The sequence below is a fragment of the Cryobacterium lactosi genome (assembly GCF_004403945.1).
GTDB lineage: Bacteria > Actinomycetota > Actinomycetes > Actinomycetales > Microbacteriaceae > Cryobacterium > Cryobacterium lactosi.
The window spans coordinates 70,931-91,275 of the sequence record NZ_SOHM01000011.1 but is presented as its reverse complement, the minus strand read 5'-3'; the positions used below and the strand labels follow the sequence as shown (position 1 = coordinate 91,275).

Annotated in this window: 17 protein-coding genes; 13 read left to right on the top strand and 4 right to left on the bottom strand. The window is 67.6% G+C overall.

Features of this window, described 5'->3' with window-relative positions:
* Window positions 1–98: 98 nt before the first annotated feature.
* From E3T61_RS06155 to E3T61_RS06130, 6 genes are all read left to right on the top strand, one after another.
* Entirely contained in the window at window positions 99–1,265 is a 1,167-nt protein-coding gene (locus E3T61_RS06155) for an ROK family transcriptional regulator (protein WP_134640019.1), read from the top strand.
* 131 nt (window positions 1,266–1,396) lie between these two features.
* Window positions 1,397–2,599, top strand: a complete 1,203-nt coding sequence (locus E3T61_RS06150) for an LLM class flavin-dependent oxidoreductase (RefSeq protein WP_134640018.1) — start codon at window positions 1,397–1,399, stop codon at window positions 2,597–2,599.
* A gap of 2 nt (window positions 2,600–2,601) precedes the next feature.
* Window positions 2,602–3,246: an FMN reductase gene (locus E3T61_RS06145; RefSeq protein ID WP_134640017.1), complete on the top strand. Its 645-nt coding sequence runs from the start codon at window positions 2,602–2,604 to the stop codon at window positions 3,244–3,246.
* A gap of 178 nt (window positions 3,247–3,424) precedes the next feature.
* On the top strand, window positions 3,425–4,486 hold the full coding sequence (locus E3T61_RS06140; protein WP_206751525.1) for a dihydroorotate dehydrogenase: 1,062 nt from the start codon (window positions 3,425–3,427) through the stop codon (window positions 4,484–4,486).
* On the top strand, window positions 4,483–5,619 hold the full coding sequence (locus E3T61_RS06135) for an iron-sulfur cluster-binding protein (protein WP_198418645.1): 1,137 nt from the start codon (window positions 4,483–4,485) through the stop codon (window positions 5,617–5,619). The genes E3T61_RS06140 and E3T61_RS06135 overlap by 4 nt, the downstream gene beginning before the upstream one ends.
* 255 nt (window positions 5,620–5,874) lie before the next feature.
* Window positions 5,875–8,163 (top strand): polyribonucleotide nucleotidyltransferase, encoded by a 2,289-nt coding sequence (locus E3T61_RS06130; RefSeq protein ID WP_134640015.1) that lies wholly within the window; start codon window positions 5,875–5,877, stop codon window positions 8,161–8,163.
* Window positions 8,164–8,285: 122 nt separating this feature from the next.
* Here the strand turns inward: E3T61_RS06130 and E3T61_RS06125 are convergent, their stop codons facing one another.
* The gene (locus E3T61_RS06125) at window positions 8,286–8,765 is read right to left on the bottom strand and encodes an Lrp/AsnC family transcriptional regulator (RefSeq protein ID WP_134640014.1); all 480 of its coding nucleotides are present in this window, start codon (window positions 8,763–8,765) and stop codon (window positions 8,286–8,288) included.
* 161 nt (window positions 8,766–8,926) lie between these two features.
* Here E3T61_RS06125 and E3T61_RS06120 point away from each other — a divergent pair, with 161 nt between their 5' ends.
* Complete coding sequence (locus tag E3T61_RS06120) at window positions 8,927–9,589, top strand: VOC family protein (RefSeq protein ID WP_134640013.1); 663 nt, start codon at window positions 8,927–8,929, stop codon at window positions 9,587–9,589.
* A gap of 42 nt (window positions 9,590–9,631) precedes the next feature.
* On the opposite strand, the gene E3T61_RS06115 is transcribed toward E3T61_RS06120, so the two are convergent.
* Window positions 9,632–10,135 carry a glutathione peroxidase gene (locus tag E3T61_RS06115; RefSeq protein WP_134640012.1) on the bottom strand — a complete coding sequence of 168 codons (504 nt, stop codon included), beginning with the start codon at window positions 10,133–10,135 and terminating at the stop codon, window positions 9,632–9,634.
* Window positions 10,136–10,338: 203 nt separating this feature from the next.
* Between E3T61_RS06115 and E3T61_RS06110 the strand changes: the two genes are divergently transcribed.
* From E3T61_RS06110 to E3T61_RS06100, 3 genes are all read left to right on the top strand, one after another.
* On the top strand, window positions 10,339–11,496 hold the full coding sequence (locus E3T61_RS06110) for an aldo/keto reductase (protein ID WP_241992415.1): 1,158 nt from the start codon (window positions 10,339–10,341) through the stop codon (window positions 11,494–11,496).
* 91 nt (window positions 11,497–11,587) lie between these two features.
* Window positions 11,588–12,955 (top strand): M16 family metallopeptidase, encoded by a 1,368-nt coding sequence (locus E3T61_RS06105; protein WP_134640010.1) that lies wholly within the window; start codon window positions 11,588–11,590, stop codon window positions 12,953–12,955.
* Window positions 12,956–13,020: 65 nt separating this feature from the next.
* Window positions 13,021–13,623, top strand: a complete 603-nt coding sequence (locus tag E3T61_RS06100) for a histidine phosphatase family protein (RefSeq protein ID WP_134640076.1) — start codon at window positions 13,021–13,023, stop codon at window positions 13,621–13,623.
* A 6-nt stretch (window positions 13,624–13,629) separates the two neighbouring features.
* Here E3T61_RS06100 and E3T61_RS06095 read toward each other — a convergent pair whose 3' ends face one another.
* Window positions 13,630–14,646 (bottom strand): acetylxylan esterase, encoded by a 1,017-nt coding sequence (locus tag E3T61_RS06095; protein ID WP_134640009.1) that lies wholly within the window; start codon window positions 14,644–14,646, stop codon window positions 13,630–13,632.
* A gap of 73 nt (window positions 14,647–14,719) precedes the next feature.
* Window positions 14,720–15,763 (bottom strand): LacI family DNA-binding transcriptional regulator, encoded by a 1,044-nt coding sequence (locus tag E3T61_RS06090; RefSeq protein ID WP_134640008.1) that lies wholly within the window; start codon window positions 15,761–15,763, stop codon window positions 14,720–14,722.
* A 270-nt stretch (window positions 15,764–16,033) separates the two neighbouring features.
* Here E3T61_RS06090 and E3T61_RS06085 point away from each other — a divergent pair, with 270 nt between their 5' ends.
* The 3 genes from E3T61_RS06085 (at window position 16,034) to E3T61_RS06075 (ending at window position 20,345) form a co-directional block, all read left to right on the top strand.
* Window positions 16,034–18,391, top strand: a complete 2,358-nt coding sequence (locus tag E3T61_RS06085; RefSeq protein ID WP_134640007.1) for a beta-xylosidase/alpha-l-arabinosidase — start codon at window positions 16,034–16,036, stop codon at window positions 18,389–18,391.
* A gap of 83 nt (window positions 18,392–18,474) precedes the next feature.
* Window positions 18,475–19,419 carry an ABC transporter permease gene (locus tag E3T61_RS06080; protein ID WP_134640075.1) on the top strand — a complete coding sequence of 315 codons (945 nt, stop codon included), beginning with the start codon at window positions 18,475–18,477 and terminating at the stop codon, window positions 19,417–19,419.
* A 23-nt stretch (window positions 19,420–19,442) separates the two neighbouring features.
* Window positions 19,443–20,345, top strand: a complete 903-nt coding sequence (locus E3T61_RS06075) for a carbohydrate ABC transporter permease (RefSeq protein WP_420898469.1) — start codon at window positions 19,443–19,445, stop codon at window positions 20,343–20,345.

Sequence of the window (20,345 nt, the reverse complement as noted above, 5' to 3'; positions counted from 1 at the left end):
GGGTGCCACCCGGGGTGGCTGGCGGCTCGTGCGGCGGCGGGGGCGTCTATGTCAAGATGAGACCCAGCCCGCTTCGGGGGCCAAGAGAGGCGACCTCCATGTTCGGGATTCCTGACACCGGGAGTACTGAGACCCTGCCGCCGATCGGCGAATCGGCGCTGGGCCTGGCGCGCGCCGTCCTCATGCACGGGCCGATCTCCCGCGGTGACCTGGGCCGCCGCCTCGGCCTGTCCCCGGCCAGCCTCACCCGGCTGAGCAAACCCTTCTTCGATCGTGGCCTGTTCGTGGAGATCGACGACGACGCGACAGGCTCGGTCGGCCGGCCCACCAGACCGCTCGACGTGCGGCTGGACGGCCGCCGGTTCGTCGGGGTGAAACTCACCGGCGAAGCCGCCTACGGGGTGCTCACGGACCTGCGGGCCAACGAACTCGCCTCTGCGCACCGTCCGCTGCAGAGCCGGGACGTCGATACCGTGGTGGCCCAGCTCGACGAGCTGGTGCAGGAACTCGCCACGGCCGGGCCCATCGCCGCGGTCGGCGTCTCGGTCGGCGGCAAGGTCACCGACTCCAGGGTCGTCGCCCGGGCACCGTTCCTGGGCTGGCGCGACGTCGACCTCGCTGCAGCGCTGGAAGCGCGCGTCGGAGTACCGGTGCTGGTCGAGAATGACGTCGCCGGGTTAGCCGCGGCCGAGCAGTGGTTCGGCGCCGGGCGTGGCACCTCCACCTTCGCCGTGATCACCCTGGGCATCGGCGTCGGCTACGCACTCGTGATCAACGACCGGGTCATCACCACCAGGGACAGCGGATTGGGACTGGGCGGGCACGTGCCCCTCGATTCCGACGGGCCGGTCTGCGGCTCCGGCCACCGTGGCTGCTCGGATGCCATGCTCACGGAGTCGAGCATCCGGGCGCAGGTGAGCCATCGGCTCGGTCGACCGGTCGACTATGACGACGTGCTCGCACTCGCCGCTGCGGGCGAACCGGATGCCCTGGCGGTGCTGCGGTCCTCCGGCCGGGCCCTCGGCCGGCTGGTGGCCCTGGTCGCGAACATCGCGATGCTCGACACCGTCGTGCTCTCCGGCGAGGGCATCGGGCTGTGGCATGTGGTGTCGGACGAGGTCATCGAAGCGGCCCGCAACGACCGCGACGACGAGGCGACGGAGCTCCAGATCAGCGTCGACGACGCCGGGGTCTCCTCCTGGGCGCGGGGCGCGGCCGCCGTCGCCATCCAGCGCACTCTCGCCCGGCTCACGCCCGTACCCTGATCCACGAGGCGTGGCCCCGGCGAACCCAAACCTGCGATCTGCGGCCAGCGAGCAGGAGTCGGGAATAGGATCGACCCATCCGCCGTTGACACCCACATACATGCAAACGCATTGAGTCTTGGAGGCTGGAAATGCAGTTCGGAATCTTCACTGTCGGGGACCTCACCACCGACCCCACCACGGGGAACACCCCCACCGAGCACGAGCGCATCAAGGCCATGCTCACCATCGCGCAGAAGGTCGAAGAGGTCGGCCTCGACGTCTTCGCCACCGGCGAGCACCACAACCCGCCGTTCGTGCCGTCGAGCCCGACCACGATGCTCGGCTACATCGCCGCCAAGACCGAGCGGATCATCCTCTCCACCGCCACCACGCTGATCACCACGAGCGACCCGGTGAAGATCGCCGAGGACTTCGCGATGCTCCAGCACGTGGCCGACGGCCGGGTGGACCTCACCCTCGGCCGCGGCAACACCGGCCCGGTCTACCCCTGGTTCGGCCAGGACATCCGCCAGGGCATCCCGCTCGCCCTGGAGAACTACGCTCTGCTCCGCCGGCTCTGGCGTGAGGACTTCGTGGACTGGGAAGGCCAGTTCCGCACCCCGCTGCAGGGCTTCCAGTCCACCCCGCGCCCGCTCGACGGCGTCGCGCCGTTCGTCTGGCACGGCAGCATCCGCAGCCCCGAAATCGCCGAGCAGGCCGCGTATTACGGCGACGGCTTCTTCTCCAACCACATCTTCTGGCCCGCCTCGCACACCGCGAAAATGGTCAAGTACTACCGCAATCGCTTCGAGCACTACGGCCACGGCACCGCCGCGCAGGCGATCGTGGGCCTCGGCGGCCAGGTCTTCATGAGCAAGAACTCGCAGGACGCCAAGCGCGACTTCCGGCCCTACTTCGACAACGCACCGGTCTACGGCAACGGCCCGAGCATGGAGGACTTCACCTCGCAGACCCCGCTCACCGTGGGCAGCCCGCAGGAAGTCATCGACCGCACCCTGGGCTTCCGGGACTACGTGGGCGACTACCAGCGCCAGCTCTGGCTGATGGACCACGCCGGCCTGCCGCTGAAGACCGTTCTCGAGCAGCTCGACATCCTCGGCGAGGAGGTCGTGCCGGTGCTGCGCAAGGAGTTCGCGAAGAACCGTCCGGCGGACGTGCCGGATGGCCCCACCCACGAATCCTTGGTGCTCGCGGCCGAGGCCGCCGAGGCACCGCCTGCCGTGGCATCCACACACCGCGACGACCTCGACACGGCCGCCGCGATCGCACCGCACCGGCGCGCCAGCGGAGCCGCGTTCGGCCTGGCCGGCGCCGGCAAGACCGGAGCGTAGCGATGACCGACCGCACCCTGGCCGTCGTCTCCGCCGGGCTCAGCCAGCCCTCCTCCACCCGGCTGCTCGCCGACAAGCTCGCCACGGCCACCGTGGCGCGCTTGGCCGACGAGGGCGTCACCACGACGGTCGTGACCTACGAACTGCGCGACTACGCGCAGGACATCATGAACAACATGCTCACCGGGTTCGCCAACCCGCGGCTGGAAGAGATGATCGAGGCCGTCACCTCGGCCGACGGGCTGATCGCCGTCACCCCGATCTTCACCACCAGCTACAGCGGACTGTTCAAAACCTTCTTCGACGTGATCGACAACCGCAGTCTCACCGACCAGCCCGTGCTGATCGGCGCGACCGCGGGAACGCCGCGGCACTCGCTGGCCCTGGACTACGCGCTGCGGCCGATGTTCACCTACCTGCACGCCGTGGTGGTGCCCACCTCGGTTTTCGCCGCCTCGGAGGACTGGGGCACCGGTGACAGCGGCGGCCGGATCGACAGCCGAGTGGCCACCCTGCCGGCCCGCATCGAACGCGCGGCGGGGGAGCTGGCGGCCCTGGTCGCCCGCTCCGACCGCTCCACCCGGGTGCGCGACCCCTTCGAGCTCCCCGCCGGCTTCAACCCCGCGGGCATGTTCCCGCCCCGCTAACCCCGCCCCCCTCCTCTCGCGAACTGTGAGTTAAGCCCCAGAAAACGCGAGTTTTCGGTGCTTTGCTCACGGTTCGCGGGATGGGTCGGGGACTTTTGGCACTTCTGGGGGCAAGACGGCGGGCGGCAGACTCGAGAGCGGTGCGCCGGAGAGAGTGCTTCCGCGAGAGACGGAAGCCGTGACAACCGCGCAGACAGGTCGTCGCATGGTCCCCGTTCTCGACGACACTGCGGTCACGGATGCCCGCGCCGGCCATGCGGATGCCCGCGCCGGCCATGCGGATGCCCGCGCCGCGTTCTTCGCGGCCGGTCCCGACCTGCGTGATCCGACCATTCCGGCCGTCGACCTGTCCGTGCGGATCGGAAGCCTCACACTGCGTACCCCGGTGATGCCCGCCTCCGGTTGTTTCGGCCCGGAACTCGGCGCGCTCATCCCGGTCGCCGAGCTCGGCGCCACCGTCACCAAGACCGTGTTCGGCTCTGCCCGCGGCGGCAACCCCGTGCACCGGCTCACCGAGATCCCGGCCGGCATGGTCAACAGCGTCGGCATCCCCAGCCGCGGCCCGGCCGGCTACCTGGCCACGCTGCATCCGCGTTATGCGGCGCTGGACGCGCCGACCATCATCAGCGTCGGCGGCCACCGCACCAGCGAATACGCCCCGGTGGTCGCGGCGCTCGGCGAGCACGGCGCCGCCTTCGAACTGAATGTGTCCTGCCCCAACCTCGACCGCGACGGCACCGACATCGGCTCGGACCCCGCCGCCATCCGCGAGGTGGTGGCCGCCGTGCGGCTGGTCACCGAGAAGCCGATCATCGTGAAACTGCCGGTACTGGTCGCCTCGATCGCCGCCTGCGCCCGGGCCGCCGAGGAGGCCGGCGCCGACGCTGTCTGCGTGGCCAACTCGATCCCGGCGATGCCGTTGGATGTGCTCACACGCCGGCCGATTCTCGGCAACGTCATCGGCGGGCTGTCTGGGCCGTCGATCAAACCGATCGTGCTGCGGCTGGTCTGGCTGGCATCGCGGGCGGTGCAGATCCCGGTGATCGCCTGCGGGGGAGTCGGCTCTGTCGAGGACGCCCTCGACTACTTCTCGGTCGGGGCCAGCGCGGTGCAGGTGGGCACCGCGAGCTTCGGCCGGCCGTTCGCCGCGGTCGAGATCGTGCGCGGGCTGCTGGAACGGTGTCTGGATGCCGGAGTCGGCAGTATCCGCGAGCTGCTCGAGTTGGAGGCTGCCCTGTGAACCCGAATGTGTCCCCACAGGCCGGCTCACCGGGTCTACTTCGACAGGCTCAGCACGGCGTCGACAAGCTCGACCAGCGATGCGGGGGCGACCCGCAGGTCGGCTCACCGGGTCTACTTCGACAGGCTCAGCAGGGCGTCGACAAGCTCGACCAGCGGAAGGCGGCCGCTGCGGCTCGCAGGGCCGCCGCCGCACGGCAACAAGCGTTCGCCGAGGCGGATGCCGCGGCCCTCGACGGCCTCATCTCGGTGCGCCCGCCCTCGGCCGTGCCGCGGCCGCAACCGGTGTGGGACGACGCCGAGGTGCTCGTGCACGAGCCGGTGGGGGAGCGCTACCGTCGCCTTGTCCTGGCCAGCGACACCATCGCGCGCACCGCCCAGGCCGGCCAGTTCCTGATGATCACGGTGCCGCCGAACGGCGGCGACACGATCCTGCTGCCCCGGCCCATGGCCATCCACCGTCGCCGCCCCGCGAGTGCCGCACGCCCGGCAACCACCGACCGACCGGCCAGCCCGGGCACCGCGGGCACGATCGAGCTGATCTACGGCGTGGTCGGCCGCGGCACCCGCGCCCTGGCTATGGTTACGGTCGGCAGCCGACTGCAGGTCACCGGCCCGCTCGGCCGCGGGTTCGAGTTCCCGCCGGGCACCCGCACGGCGCTGCTGATCGGCCGTGGCGTCGGCATTTGCGGCGTGATGGGCGCCGCGGAGGATGCCGCGGCCCTGGGCATCCGCACCACCATGGTGCTCAGCGGCCAACGCCCCGACCAGCTGCTGGGCCGCAGCGACTGCGCCGAACTGGGCACGCGCGTGATCGAAGCCACCGACGACGACGGCTCCAGCGACCTCCCCACCCTCACAGCCCGGCTGCTCGCCGACTTCGATGGCAGCACAGCCGAGCGAACCCCGCCCGAGATGGTCATGGTCTGCGGCGCCGGCGTACTCGCCCGGCTCGCCGCCGAGCTCGGCGCGCACTGGGGCGTTCCCGTGCAGGCCTCACTGGAGGCACACATGGCCTGCGGACTGGGCTACTGCCATGGGTGCGCCGCTCCGGTGCAGACCGACCCGAGCGTGGAAGGCCCGCTGGTGTGCGCAGACGGACCGGTCTTCGCCGCCCGCATCCCTATCGATTAACCCCTGTTCTGCTACGCTTGGTCAGGTAGTTCTTCGGATCTACCCGCTTTACCCGGAGCAGACCGGCAGAACGCTGGTCCTCGGTGGTGGTTTCCCAACGCGCATAACGCTGCCTCGTTGGTGAATTTCTACTGGTGGCCAGCAACGTCGGCGCCCAACACATGTTCGGCAGCCATGTTCTGCCTGATCCTGCTCCGATGTCCCACTCGCGCGCCACACGGGCAAACGAGTCTAAACAAAGGAGAGAACCCCCATATGGAGGGTCCAGAAATCACGTTCGCCGAGACCGTTATCGACAACGGCAAGTACGGCAAGCGCACCATCCGTTTCGAAACCGGGCGTCTCGCCCAGCAGGCGCAGGGCTCAGCCTCCGCCTACATCGACGAAGAGACTATGCTTCTCTCCGCCACGAGCGCCAGCAAGCAGCCGAAGGATAACTTCGACTTCTTCCCGCTGACCATCGATGTCGAAGAGCGCATGTACGCCGCTGGCCGCATCCCGGGCAGCTTCTTCCGCCGCGAAGGTCGCCCGTCGACCGAGGCGATCCTCACCTGCCGTCTGATCGACCGGCCGCTGCGCCCGTCGTTCGTCGACGGCCTGCGCAACGAGATCCAGGTTGTCGTGACCGTTCTGGCCATCGCGCCCGACGAGTACTACGACGTCCTGGCCATCAACGCCGCGTCCATGTCGACCCAGATCGCCGGCCTGCCGTTCTCCGGCCCGATCGGTGGCGTCCGCGTCGCCCTCATCCCCGACAACAACGGCTCCGGCCAGTGGGTCGCCTTCCCGAAGCACTCGCAGGTTGAAGAGGCCGTGTTCAGCATGGTCGTCGCCGGCCGCGTTGTGACGGATGCCGATGGCAGCGAAGACGTCGCGATCATGATGATCGAGGCCGAAGCGACCGACAACGCCTGGACCTTGATCCAGGGCGGCGCCATCAAGCCGAACGAAGAGGTCATCGCCGAGGGTATCGAGGCGTCCAAGCCGTTCATCAAGCAGCTCATCGTCGCCCAGCAGCAGGTTGCCGCCGCGGCATCCAAGCCCACCGGCAACTACCCGCTGTTCCCGCCGTACACCACCGAGGTCTACGACGCCGTCGCAGCCCTGGCGTACGACGGCCTCAAGGACGTCTACGTCATCGCCGACAAGATCGCGCGTCAGGATGCTGACGACGTGCTCAAGGCATCCGTCAAGACCGCCATCGCGGCCAAGGTCGAAGCCGGCGAACTGCCCGCCACGGCCAACAACCAGGTCGGCGCGGCATACAAGTCCGTCACCAAGCTCGTCGTGCGCTCGCGCGTGCTCAACGAGGGTGTTCGCATGGACGGACGCGGCCTGGCCGACATCCGCCCGCTCGACGCCGAGGTTGCGGTCATCCCGCGCGTGCACGGTTCCGCTATCTTCCAGCGCGGCGAGACCCAGATCCTGGGTGTCACCACGCTGAACATGCTCAAGCTCGAGCAGACCATCGACTCCCTGAGCCCGGTCACCAAGAAGCGTTACATGCACAACTACAACTTCCCGCCCTACTCCACCGGTGAAACCGGCCGGGTCGGCACGCCCAAGCGTCGCGAGATCGGCCACGGAGCGCTCGCTGAGCGTGCCCTGGTTCCCGTGCTGCCCACGCGTGAGGAATTCCCGTACGCCATCCGTCAGGTCTCCGAGGCGCTCAGCTCCAACGGTTCCACCTCGATGGGTTCCGTCTGCGCCTCGACCCTGTCGATGCTGAACGCCGGAGTGCCGCTGCGCGCACCGGTCGCCGGCATCGCGATGGGCCTCATCTCCGACACCGTCGACGGCAAGACCCGCTACGCGGCTCTGACCGACATCCTCGGTGCCGAAGACGCCCTCGGCGACATGGACTTCAAGGTCGCCGGCACGAGCGAATTCGTCACCGCGATCCAGCTCGACACCAAGCTCGACGGCATCCCCGCGTCGGTCCTGGCCGGCGCGCTGACGCAGGCGAAGGATGCTCGCACGACGATCCTCGCCGTGCTGAACGCCGCGATCGACAAGCCCGACGAGATGGCACCGACCGCGCCCCGCGTGATCAGCGTGCAGATCCCCGTCGACAAGATCGGCGAGCTCATCGGCCCGAAGGGCAAGATGATCAACTCGATCCAGGACGAGACCGGAGCCGACATCTCGATCGAGGAAGACGGCACCGTGTACATCGGCGCCGTCGATGGTCCCTCGGCCGAGGCCGCGCGCATCATGGTCAACTCCGTCGCGAACCCCACCAACCCCGAGGTTGGCGAGCAGTTCCTCGGAACTGTCGTGAAGATCGCCGCTTTCGGCGCCTTCGTCTCGCTCCTCCCGGGCAAGGACGGCCTGCTGCACATCTCTGAGGTGCGCAAGCTCGCCGGCGGCAAGCGCGTGGAGAACGTCGAAGACGTCCTCGGCGTGGGCCAGAAGGTCCTCGTCGAGATCACCAAGATTGACGACCGTGGCAAGCTTTCGCTCGCCCCGGTCCTCGCCGATGAAGCTGACACGCACGGTCGTGACGCTGCATCCGAGGGACCCGAAGCTCCGGCCGAAGGTTAGTCACTAGATCTGCCGGTCACCTCTCGCCAGGTGTGCCGGTCAGACGGAAGGCCCGTCCTGCTTCGGCAGGGCGGGCCTTTTCGCGCACCCGGCACGGGCTGATCGGAGCGCGGGCGGGGAGTTCAGGACGGCTTGGGCTGTACGCCGCGCTCGAGCAGCGGAACGACCCGGTACGGAATCAGCTCGCCCATCGCCAGGGACGTCTCGGTGCGCTCGACCCCCTCGCAAGCGAGGATGGTGCGGTCGATCCGGAACAGGTCTTCGGCGTCGGCGCAGGCCACCCGCACCAACAGGTCGGCAGCACCGCTCATGCCGTGCGCCTGCACGATCTCGGGGATCAGGTTGAGCTCGGCGATGATCTCCGCAGCGCGCTTCTGCACGATGTACACCTCGATGAACGCCGTCAGCGGATACCCGAGCACGGCCGCGCTGACGCGGCGGTCGAAGGCCAGGAACACCTGCGCCTCCTCCAGCCGGCTCATCCGCGCCTGTACGGTATTGCGGGAGAGCCCCAGCGTGTGGGCGAGCCCCACGAAGGTGCTGTCCGGGTCGGCGCACAGGGCGCGGAGCAACTCGAGATCGACTTTGTCCAGGTGGTGCATACTGCCTGACCGTAGCATGCGCACTGCCCCCTGAACAGGGCACATTGCACACCGCGACGGAAATCCGTTGCGCCGAGAGGAAATCCGTCGCCCCCACCGGGCGGTAGAGCGACGCACCGCGCAGGGTTGACCGGGCCGGCACCGCGCGGAAGAGTGGTCGGATGGATGCCTCCCGCCAGACCCTGACTCCCAGCCAAACCCGATCGGTGCTGTCCGGGGGCGATTTCCTGCACCTGGAGGGAACCCTGTATGCCACCTACCGCACCTCGGATTTCGCCGCCGCCCTGCGCCTGGTCGATGCCGTCGGCGCCGACGCCGAGGCCCAGGGGCACCACCCCGACGTGAAGCTCGGCTATGGCACTGTGGAGTTCCAGCTGACCAGTCACGACGCCGGCGGCGTCACCGAGCGGGACCTGCGGCTCGCGTTACGGATCCAGGAACTTGCCGCCGAGCAGGACGCCCACCCGACCCACCTGGTGCCCAGTCGCACCGACATCGCCATCGACTGCACCGACGCCGACGCCGTGCGGCCGTTCTGGCGAGTGGGACTGGGCTACCTCGAGTCGGGACCGGCGGACGACATCGAACTGCGGGATCCCCGGGGCGTCGGCCCGAAGCTCTGGTTCCAGCACATGGAGCTCCCGCGCACCGAGCGCAACCGCATCCACCTGGACGTGTACGTGCCGGTGGCCGACTGTGAGGAGCGGGTGGCGGACATCATCGAGGTCGGCGGAGTGCTGCTCACGGACGAGCATGCCCCGGACTGGTGGGTGCTGGCCGACCCCGAAGGCAACGAGCTCTGCGTGTGCAGCTGGGACGCTTGACCGGTGCAGGTGCCAGGGCCTCGCGGTCTGCCGACGAACGGATCAGGCGGCGGCGCGCGCCAGCGCCTTCTCGATCGCACCCACGAGCTGGGCTGATTCGGGCTCCACCGTCGACGCGAACCTGTCCACGATGACGCCGTCCGCATTCACCAGGAACTTCTCGAAGTTCCACTTGATCAGCCCAGGCAGCACGCCCTTCTTGAACGCGGTGAGCTGGCTGTAGAGCGGATGCTGGTGCTTCCCGCGCACATCCACCTTGGCCGTGAGCGGGAAGGTGACACCGAAGTTGACCTCGCAGAACTGCTGGATCTCCTCTTCGCTGCCGGGTTCCTCGCCCATGAACTGGTTGCACGGCAACCCCAGCACCACCAGGCCGTCGTCGGCGAAACGGCGGTAGAGCGCCTCGAGTCCCGCGTACTGAGGCGTGAAGCCGCACCTGGACGCCACATTCACCACGAGAACGGTCTTGCCGGCGAACTGGCCGAACGTGGTGGGGGAGCCGTCGATCATGGTGAGCGGCACGGCGTAGAGCGAGGATTCGGACATGCCGGAAAGACTACTCCCCGACCCTTCGAACGAGCTCGGCGGAGCAAAATTCCGGCTAAACGGGGGGTCAAGCCGCACATTTGTGTAACGCTTGCCGCGCGCCCCCAGCGGAATGTGCGGATCGGGTTATTCTCGGCTCTATACGGGTTGGTGCGGCAGTCGCACTCACCCGTCCGAGGGGTGGTGGAGGCATGAGAGGCAGCGTGGCAACCGGGCGTGTGGTGACGGGACGGCTGGGTGCCGATCGTGCCGACTCAACCAGCACCGGCGAGGTCACCGGCCAGAGCGGCGCGGATGCCGCGACGCCCGATACCCTGCCCGACACGGCGACCGCCGCTCACAGCGCCCTCCTGCCCGATGGTCTCGCCCTGCAGACCCGTCCGGTGCAGGTGCAGCACACCGCGCCGGTGCAGCTGCCGGAACGCTCGATCCGCCCCGCCCCTGGCATCCGTCGTACCATCGGCGACACCGACCTCACCGTGCACCCGCTGGCGCTGGGCTGCAGCGTCTTCGGCTGGACCACAGACGGCGACACCGCGATGCAGATCATGGACCGGCACTGGGAACTCGGCGGCAACTTCCTCGACACCGCGGACAGCTACGCGGCGGGCCGCAGCGAGGTGCTGATCGGGTCCTGGATGCGCACCCGCGGGTTGCGGGACGACGTCGTCATCTCCACCAAGATCGGCCGCAACCGCGACAACCCCGGACTCTCGCCGCGCAGCATCGTCGGTGCGGTACACGCCTCGCTCGAACGGCTCGGCACCGACCACATCGACCTGCTGCACTTCCACTTCGACGACCTCGACGTGCCGTTGGAAGAGAGCCTCGGCGCCATGGAGATGCTCATCGCAGCGGGCACCGTGCGCTACCTGGCGGCCTCCAACTTCACGGCGGAGCGCCTGATGGAAGCCCGTGTGCTCGCCGCCAACGGCCTGCCCAGGTTCGTGGCCCTGGAGACCCCGTACAACCTGATGAACCGGGTCTCGTTCGAATCCTCGCTGGCCCTGGTCACCCGCGCGCAGGAGATCGCCGTGATGCCCTACTTCGCCCTGGCGCACGGTTTCCTCACCGGCAAGTACCACTCCAAGTCCGACCTCACCGACAGCATCCGCGCCGGGCGCGCGTCGGCCTACCTCAACCGCACCGGCCTCAAGGTGCTCGCCGTGCTCGAACGTATCGCTGAGGACCACGGCGTGGCCCCATCGACGATCGCACTGGCCTGGCTGCTGGCCAGGGACGGCGTGGTGGCCCCCGTCGCCAGCGCCAGCCGGCCGGACCAGGTGGATGCCCTCGTGGCCGCGGCCGCCGTGCGGCTGGGCCGGGCGGACATGGTCGACCTCGACAAGGTGTCGGCCTGACCGTCGGCGCTCTCGTTGGCACTCCCGTAGGCCAGCCGCCGGCCGCGTCCGGCGGCGTGCCGGCGGGTCGGTGTCGTAAGGTTGAACCGATATGAACGGTGCCGTTGAATTTCCCCTTGACCTGACCGAACTCTCGTTTCGGGCCGCCGGTGAGTCCCTCGTCAGGCGCACCGTGCTCCCCAGTGGCGTACGCATCGTCACCGAGCAGGTGCCGGGCAGCCGCAGCCTCACCATCGGCTACTGGGTGGCCGTTGGCTCCCGCGACGAACAACCCGGCCACTTCGGCTCCACGCACTTTCTCGAGCACCTGCTGTTCAAGGGCACCGCCCAGCGCTCGGCGTTGGACATCGCCATCGCGTTCGACGCCGTCGGTGGCGAGCACAACGCCATGACGGCCAAGGAATACACCTGCTACTACGCCAAGGTGCAGGACCGCGACCTGCAGATGGCGGTCGAGGTGCTCACCGACATGATCACCTCCTCGCTGCTTGACCCCGGCGAATTCGAAACCGAGCGCGGCGTCATCCTCGAGGAACTCGCGATGGCCGACGACGACCCGGCCGACGTCGCCAACGAGAGATTCTTCCAGGCGGTCATGGGCGCGCATCCGCTAGGCCGCCCGATCGGTGGCAGCCCCGACACCATCCGCGCGGCGACCCGCGATGCGGTCTGGGAGCACTACCGGGCCAACTACCGGCCGCAGGACCTCGTCGTCACGGTGGCCGGTGCCGTCGACCATGACGTGCTTGTGGCCGCCGTGACCCGGTCGCTGCTGCAGGCCGGCTGGGACCTGGGCGAGCGCGCCGCACCGGTGGGCCGCCGCTCCGGCGCCGCCGCGGTGATCACCCAGGGCCAGCCCGTCAGCGTGGTGCACCGTCCCCTCGAGCAGGCGAACCTGCTCATCGGCGTGCCGGGGCTCGTCGCAGCCGATGAGCGGCGGGTGGCAATGAACGTGCTGACCTCGATCTTCGGTGGCGGCATGTCGTCGCGGTTGTTCCAGGAGGTACGCGAGAAGCGTGGCCTTGCCTATTCCGTCTACTCCTTCGCCCCCGGCTACTCGGATGCCGGCATCTTCGGCATGTACGCCGGCTGCACACCCGCCAAGGCCGGCCAGGTTGCCGAGATCATGCTCGACGAGCTGCACCGCCTCGCCGACTACGGCGTGACCGCCGACGAGATGAAGCGGGCCTCCGGTCAGCTCTCCGGCGCATCCGCCCTGGCCCTCGAAGACTCCGACACCCGGATGTCCAGGCTCGGCCGCTCCGAAATCACCCTGGGTGAGTTCGTCGACCTCGATGAGGCGCTGCGCCGGCTCGCGCTGGTCACCGCCGACGACGTGCAGGAGTTGGCGGCGGAGATGGTGTCCCGACCGTTCTCGGTGGCCGCCGTCGGCGCCCTCGAGGAGGATGTCTTCGACGCCGTGCTGTCGTCCCGAACGGTGCCCAGCGCGCCCAACTGACCAGCCTTCGCGGTGGATCCCCGACCCGATTCGACGCTTCACCGACTTCAACTGAAAGGGCGATGATGCCCCAGTACCTCTACCTTGTGCGGCACGGCGAACAGCAGGATGCCGAGTACGGCCTGCCGGACGGCCCTCTGTCGCCGCGCGGGAAGCGGCAGGCGCACCTCATTGCCGAGCGTCTCGGCGGGGTGCCGTTCACCGGTGCCTGGCACTCGCCGTTGCAGCGTGCCGCGGAGACGGCCGCCATCATCGCCGACCGGCTGCCGTCGCTCACCCCGGAGCCGTCCCCGTTGTTGTTCGACTGTGTTCCCTCCGGGCGGGCGCCGGAGATGCCCAAGTCGTACGCTCCGTTCTTCAATTCCGTCAGCGACGAAGCGATCGAGGCCGGGCGCGCCCAAATGGAGGACGCCGTGGCCGAGTTCCTGCATCCGCACCGGGGACCCCGGCACGACCTGCTGATCACCCACAATTTTGTCATCGCCTGGTTCGTGCGCGAGGTGCTCGGAGCCCCTGACTGGCGCTGGATCAGCATCAACCAGGCCAACTGCGGGCTCACCGTGCTGCAGCAGAAGCCCGGCCGGCCATGGTCCCTGGTCACCCACAACGACCTCGGCCACCTGCCGGTGGAACTGCGCACCGGCCTGCCGGACCCGCTCCTGTTCTAGTACCGCTCAGGAGAGGCTGTCGCGTGCCGAGCCGAGCCCGAGTTCGTTCAGCCAGGAGAGTTGACGCCGCACGTTGACCGCATCCCCGCCCTCATGGTGGTTGAAGGGGTAGACCTCGATCGTCCGATGGGGCGCCGTACCGGTGTGCTCGCCGTAGGCGTTGAAGGCTGCGAATACTGTGGACGGCGGGCAGACGGTGTCGCGCAGACCCGTCGCGAAATGGGCTGGTGCGCGTCCCCGTCGGGCGAAGGACACTCCGTCGACATAGGACAGGGTCCTCATCACGTCTGGCTCAGCGTCCCGGTACACAGACAGGTACTGCACGATCTCGTCCCACGGTGCGCTCTCGGTGATCCTGAGGGCCCGGTCCGGGTCGCAGAGGAACGGGGCGCTCGTCAGGCACGCAGCCACAGCCCCGTCGAGCGCCGCCGCGGCGATCGACAGCAGCCCGCCCTGACTGTTGCCTGCAACGATCACGGTCTCAGGGTCGGTGCCCGGCAGGGATCGGGCCGCCTGCACAGCTCGGGCCGCGTCGGTGATCAGCCGGCGGTAGTAGTGATCGTCGTGGCTCCGAATGCCTCGGGTCACCACTCCCGGGGCAGACGGCGCAGCCGGCCAGTTGTCGACGGTGTCTCCGCCGGTGCCGTATTGCCCGCCCTGGCCGCGGCTGTCCACGAGCAGATGGGCGTAACCGGCGGACACCCAGAGCAACCGTTCGTGCGGCAGTCCCCGACCTCGGCCATACCCCAGGTACTCGACGACCACCGGCAATCGCCTTGTCTCGGGGATGTGATGCGGGCGCGAAAACCAGGCAGCGACCGGGTCGCCCCCGAAGCCGGCAAACCGAACGTCCCAGCAGTCGACCCCGGCGAGTGCGTTGTCACTGCGCTCGATGGACGTGATGATCGGAAATGCCCCGGCCGATTCCAGGGTCGAGCGCCAACGTTCGTCGAAATCCGCGGGTTCGGGAGCGTTCGAGCGATAGTCGCGAAGTTCTTCAGCCGGCAGATCGAATTGCGCCATGACAGGTCCCTGGTTCGGCGGGCCCGCCCGGAGGTGCGGAACGGTCACCCGGGGTGAGCGGTGCGATGTGTGGCTACTGCGGAGCAGGACCTGTGCTCTCGCGAACGACGAGCTCCGTGGTCAATTCGATACTTCGCGGGCGGGCATCGATGCCGCGCGCCATGTCGAGCACCATCCGGGTCGCCGTCTCGGCCATTTCTAGGAGCGGCTGGTTCACCGTCGTCAATGAGGGTCCCACCCAGGCTGCCAGCGGCAGATCGTCGTAGCCGACAACGGAGAGGTCCTTCGGAACGTTGATGCCCTGCTCTCGCGCTGCCCGCAGAACGCCCAGGGCCTGCATGTCGGAGCCGGCGAAGATCGCCGTGGGTCGGTCGGGACGGGTGAGCAGTTCGAGCCCGTGCCTGTAACCGCCGTCCACGGTGAAGTTTCCCCAGCGGGTCGCGTCCGCCATCGGTTCGACACCGGCCTCGGAGTGCGCGGCGCGGTATCCGTCGACGCGTGCCCGCGAACAGAGAACATCCTGGGGGCCGGAAATCACGGCAATCCGTCGGTGGCCGAGGGCCAGCAGGTGTCGCGTGGCGGAGAGGCCGCCGTGCCAGTTGTTGGAACCCACCGAGGGGGCGTCGCCCTGCGTCTCTCCATCAGTGTCCAACACGACGTAGGGGATGGATCGAGTGTCGAGTTGCCGCCGTTGGGCCGGCGTCAGGGTCGAGAGCACGAGGATGACTCCCAAGGGCCGCCGGGCCGCCACATCATCCATCCAGCGCTGGTCGGGACTGTGACGTCCGCCGAAATCCGACAGGACGACGCTCAAGCCGTGCCGCTTGGCCGCGTGTTCGACGCCCCGGATGATCTCGATCGACCACGCGGAGTCGAGTTCGTGAAAAACGAGCTCGATGAGGGGGGAAGCGCTGGTGCCCGTTTGCCGTGCATTCCGCTGGTAGTTGTGTTCCTGAAGCGCCTTTTCGATCTTGAGGCGGGTCGCCGGAGCGACGTCGGAGCGTCCGTTGAGCACCTTGGAGACCGATGGCACCGAGACGCCTATCGAGGCGGCTATGGCGGAGATCGTCATCCGCCCTGCCGCGGCGTCGTTCGCGGGAGGTATTTCGGTAAACATGGGTTCCTCGTCGATCTTTCGAAACTAATGAGCCCAAGTTAGCACTCGGAGCGGAGATTCATTTCGGTTTGTGGGGTATTTTCCCACGGAATCGGGGGGATGTCACCGAGCTCCTGGATATTTTCCTTGACACTCGAGGCTGAGCCGATATCGTTGCCCCTAAAGCTTTTCGCAATACTTTTCGAAAGTTTCGATACTACGCCGCTGTGGTTCACCGACGACACCTGTCGTTCTCGGTAGCTGCCACGTAGCCGATGACAAAGGGGTCACATGTCACACACCCAGCCTGACGATGCCGAACTCTGGCGCAACGAATCCCTGTCGCCTGAGGACCGTGCTGCCGACCTCGTCGGACGCATGACTCTGGAGGAGAAGGCTGCCCAGCTCGTTGGCGTCTGGGTCGGTGCCGACGCATCGGGCGGCGGCGTCGCCCCGCTCCAGCAGGATCTGGCAGCACGCCCCGTCGACTGGCTGGCCGTTACCCGTAACGGCCTGGGGCAATTGACGCGCCCGTTCGGCACCGCACCCGTCGAACCGGCCGCGGCGGCTCGATCGCTCGCGGTGTCACAACGTCACATCGTGGAACAGAGCCGTTTCGGCATTCCGGCCGTTGTGCACGAGGAATGCCTCAGCGGATTCGCAGCGTGGCGGGCAACGGCGTATCCCACGCCGCTGGCCTGGGGAGCCACGTTCCATCCCGAGCTGATCGAGCGGATGTCGAACGCCATCGGCCGGACCATGCGTGCCGCCGGTATCCATCAGGGCCTGGCCCCGGTCCTTGACGTCACCAGGGACTACAGATGGGGCCGTACCGAAGAGACCATCTCGGAAGACCCCCACCTGGTCGCCTCGGTCGGGACCGCTTACGTGCGGGGCCTGGAGGGGGCGGGAATCATCGCCACCCTCAAGCACTTCGCCGGCTATTCCGCCGGTCGCGCCGGCCGCAACCTCGCTCCGGTCTCCATGGGACCGCGCGAATTCGCCGACGTCATCCTCCCTCCCTTCGAGTCCGCCGTTCGGCTGGGCGGAGCCCGGTCGGTGATGCACTCCTACACGGAGATCGATGGGGTGCCGTCTGCGGCAGACAAACACCTGCTGACCACCATCCTTCGCGAGCGCCTGGGCTTCGAGGGCACGGTCGTGGCGGACTATTTCGGCATCCGTTTCCTGGAACGCCTGCATCGGATCGCTGAAGACGGCACCGCCGCCGCCGGCCTCGCGTTGGAGGCCGGGGTCGACGTGGAGCTGCCCACCGTCGACACGTACGGTGCCCCGTTGCTCGAGGGTGTGGCCGACGGCAGGATCAGTGAGAATCTTGTGGACCGTGCAGCACTGCGCGTGCTCACTCAGAAGGTCGCGCTCGGCCTGCTCGACGACGGCTGGGAACCGCTGCCCGACGGCGTGGACGACCTGGACCTGGACACCGAGGAAGGCCAGGGCCTTGCCGCGCAGGTCGCCCGGGAATCGCTCGTGTTGCTGACGAATCCGACCTCCGTCCTCCCGCTTGGCGCCCCGACCCGAATCGCTCTCGTCGGGCCTCTCGCCGACGATCCGATGGCGATGCTCGGCTGCTATTCGTTCCCGGCCCACGTCGGCAGCAAGTATCCGGATGTCGCCATCGGCATCGAGATTCCCACGGTTCTGGCCGCGATGCGCAGTATCTTCCCGACTGTGCACCATGTGGCCGGATGCTCGGTGGACGGCTCCGACCAGGAGGGCATCGCCGCTGCCGTCGCCGCGGCGAGGCAGGCCGAGGTCTGTGTCGTCGTTCTCGGCGACCGAGCGGGTCTCTTCGGGCGAGGAACCTCGGGCGAAGGGTGCGACGCAAGCGACCTGGCGCTTCCGGGCGTTCAAGCCACCCTGCTCGCCGAACTACTCGCAACGGGAACCCCCGTGGTCGTCGTGCTTCTGACCGGGCGCCCCTACGCGCTGGGTTCCATGGCCGACGACGCAGCCGCCATCGTCCAGGGATTCTTCCCGGGGCAAGGTGGCGGCCAGGCGGTGTCGGACCTGCTGATCGGAGACTTCTCGCCGTCGGGGCGCCTGCCGGTCAGCATCCCCCGTGAAGCAGGGTCGCAACCCGGCACCTACCTGACCGTTCCCCTTGGAGCGAAGTCCGGCGTGTCCAACCTCGACCCGACCGCGGCTTTTCCGTTCGGGCACGGCTTGGGCTATTCGACCTTCGACTGGAGCGATATCGGCGAAATCCACGGGCGCACGGAGTGGGCCGTTGACGGAGACGTCACCGTGCAGGCCACCGTGACGAACACCGGACCGCTGCGCAGCGCTGAGGTGGTGCAGATCTATCTGCACGATCCAGTCGCGCAGGTCACCCGGCCGATGCAGCGGCTCATCGGGTTCGCCCGGGTGGAGCTGGACCCCGACCAGTCCGCGCACGTCTCGATCACGATCTCCGCCGACCTCACGGCCTTCACGGGCGTGGCGGGCGACCTCATCGTCGAGCCCGGGGATGTGGAATTGCGCGTCGCCCGATCCAGCGGAGACATCGAAACCGCCCTTCCCCTGCGGATGACCGGACCCACCAGAGTACTCGGAGCGGATCGGGTGCTCACTAGCGTCACCGTCGTCTCACCCGCCGCACAGTTCGCGTTCGAGGTGGCACGATGAGCCTGCAGCAGTCCACGACCACGACCACCGGGGCGGGCGTTGCCGGCCCGGAAGCAGCAACGGCCGTCGGACTCGCCGGCTCCATGGAGCCGCCCAAGCGCCGCCGTTTCGGTCGTCAACGAGAGCAGCTGTCGTGGCGGAAGACTCTGAAGCGGGATTGGCAGCTCTACGCCCTGGTCGCGCTTCCGCTGTTGTTCTTCGCGATCTTCCGGTATCTGCCGATGCTCGGCAACATCATCGCCTTTCGCCGGTTCCGGCCCGGAGGAAGCATCTTCGGTGAGGAGTGGGTGGGTCTTCGCTACGTCGAGATGTTCCTCACGGACCCCACATTCTGGGCGGTCTTCGGCAACACGCTGGCGATCGGATCGCTGACGTTGCTGTTCTGTTTTCCGCTGCCGATCATCCTGGCCCTGTTGCTCAACGAAGTCAGGTCCCGGTACTTCAAGAAGTTCGTGCAGACGATCTCCTACCTTCCGCACTTCCTCTCGATCGTGATCATCGCCGGAATGCTCATGCAGTTGCTCTCCCTCGAGGGCACGGTCAACCAGATCGTCCGCGCCGTCGGCGGCGACGCCGTTCCGTTCCTCCAGTTGCCCGAGTGGTTCCGCACCGTCTATGTGTCCTCCGAGGTCTGGCAGACCGTCGGTTGGGGAACGATTCTCTATCTCGCCGCCCTGACCAACGTCGATACGGCGCTGTATGAAGCCGCTCGCATCGACGGCGCGAACCGGTGGCAGCAGACCTGGCACGTCACGCTCACCGGGATCCGCCCGACCATGGTCACCCTCCTCATCCTCAACATCGGGGCGTTCCTGTCGGTGGGATTCGAGAAGGTGCTGTTGCTGTACAACCCCCTGACGTACCCCACCGCTGACGTGATCTCCACTTATCTGTATCGCGTCGGGCTCGAGGCCAACAACTTCAGTTACGCCGCTGCGATCGGGATGTTCGAGGCCATCATCGGGCTCACCCTCATCCTCTCCGCCAACGCAATTTCTCGCCGAACAGTAGGGACAAGCCTGTGGTAAAAACCGATCCCGCACCGACCAGGTTGACGGTGCGCGAAACTCCCACGCGGTCTCGCCGAATCAGGTCCTCCCGAGGAGAACGTACCTTCCAGGTCGTGAACACCCTGATCCTGCTCGGGGTCGTCGGGGTGACCCTCTATCCGTTCGTGAACATCATCGCGCAGTCGTTCAGCGGGGAGTCGTTCATCCGGGCCGGCGAGGTGAATCTATGGCCGAAGGGCTTCAACACGACCACCTATCAGTTGGTGCTGTCGGACTCGCTGTTCTGGACGAACTACCGCAACACCGTGGTGTACACGGTTGTCGCCACGGCGATCGCCATGGTGCTCACCACCTGTTACGCCTACGTGCTCTCAAAGAGAAAACTGCGGGGCCGCAACGTCCTCATCGGGATCGCCGTCTTCACGATGTTCTTCAACGGCGGCCTCATCCCGAACTACGTCCTCATCTCAAGTCTGGGCCTGACGAACTCGCTGTGGGCGATCGTGCTGCCGAACGCCATCTCGGTCTTCAACCTGCTCGTGATGAAGTCGTTCTTCGAGAATCTTCCGGAGGAGCTGGACGAAGCCGCGCAGATCGACGGCCTCTCGACCTTCGGGATCCTGTTTCGAATCGTGTTGCCGCTCTCCAAGGCTGTCATGGCGACGATGGTGCTCTTTTACGCGGTGGCGTTCTGGAACTCCTGGTTCCAGGCGTTCCTGTATATGGACCGCGCCGATCTGTTCCCGGTCACCGTCTACCTCCGCAACCTGATCGCCGGTGCCTCGACGGCCGCATCGTCCGGGGGCGGCACCGACCTGGCCCAGGTGGCATCCAACATCCAGTCGGTCACCATGGTGCTCACGGTGCTGCCGATCCTCTGCTTGTACCCGTTCGTGCAACGACACTTCGTCTCGGGAATCATGCTCGGCTCCGTCAAGGGCTGA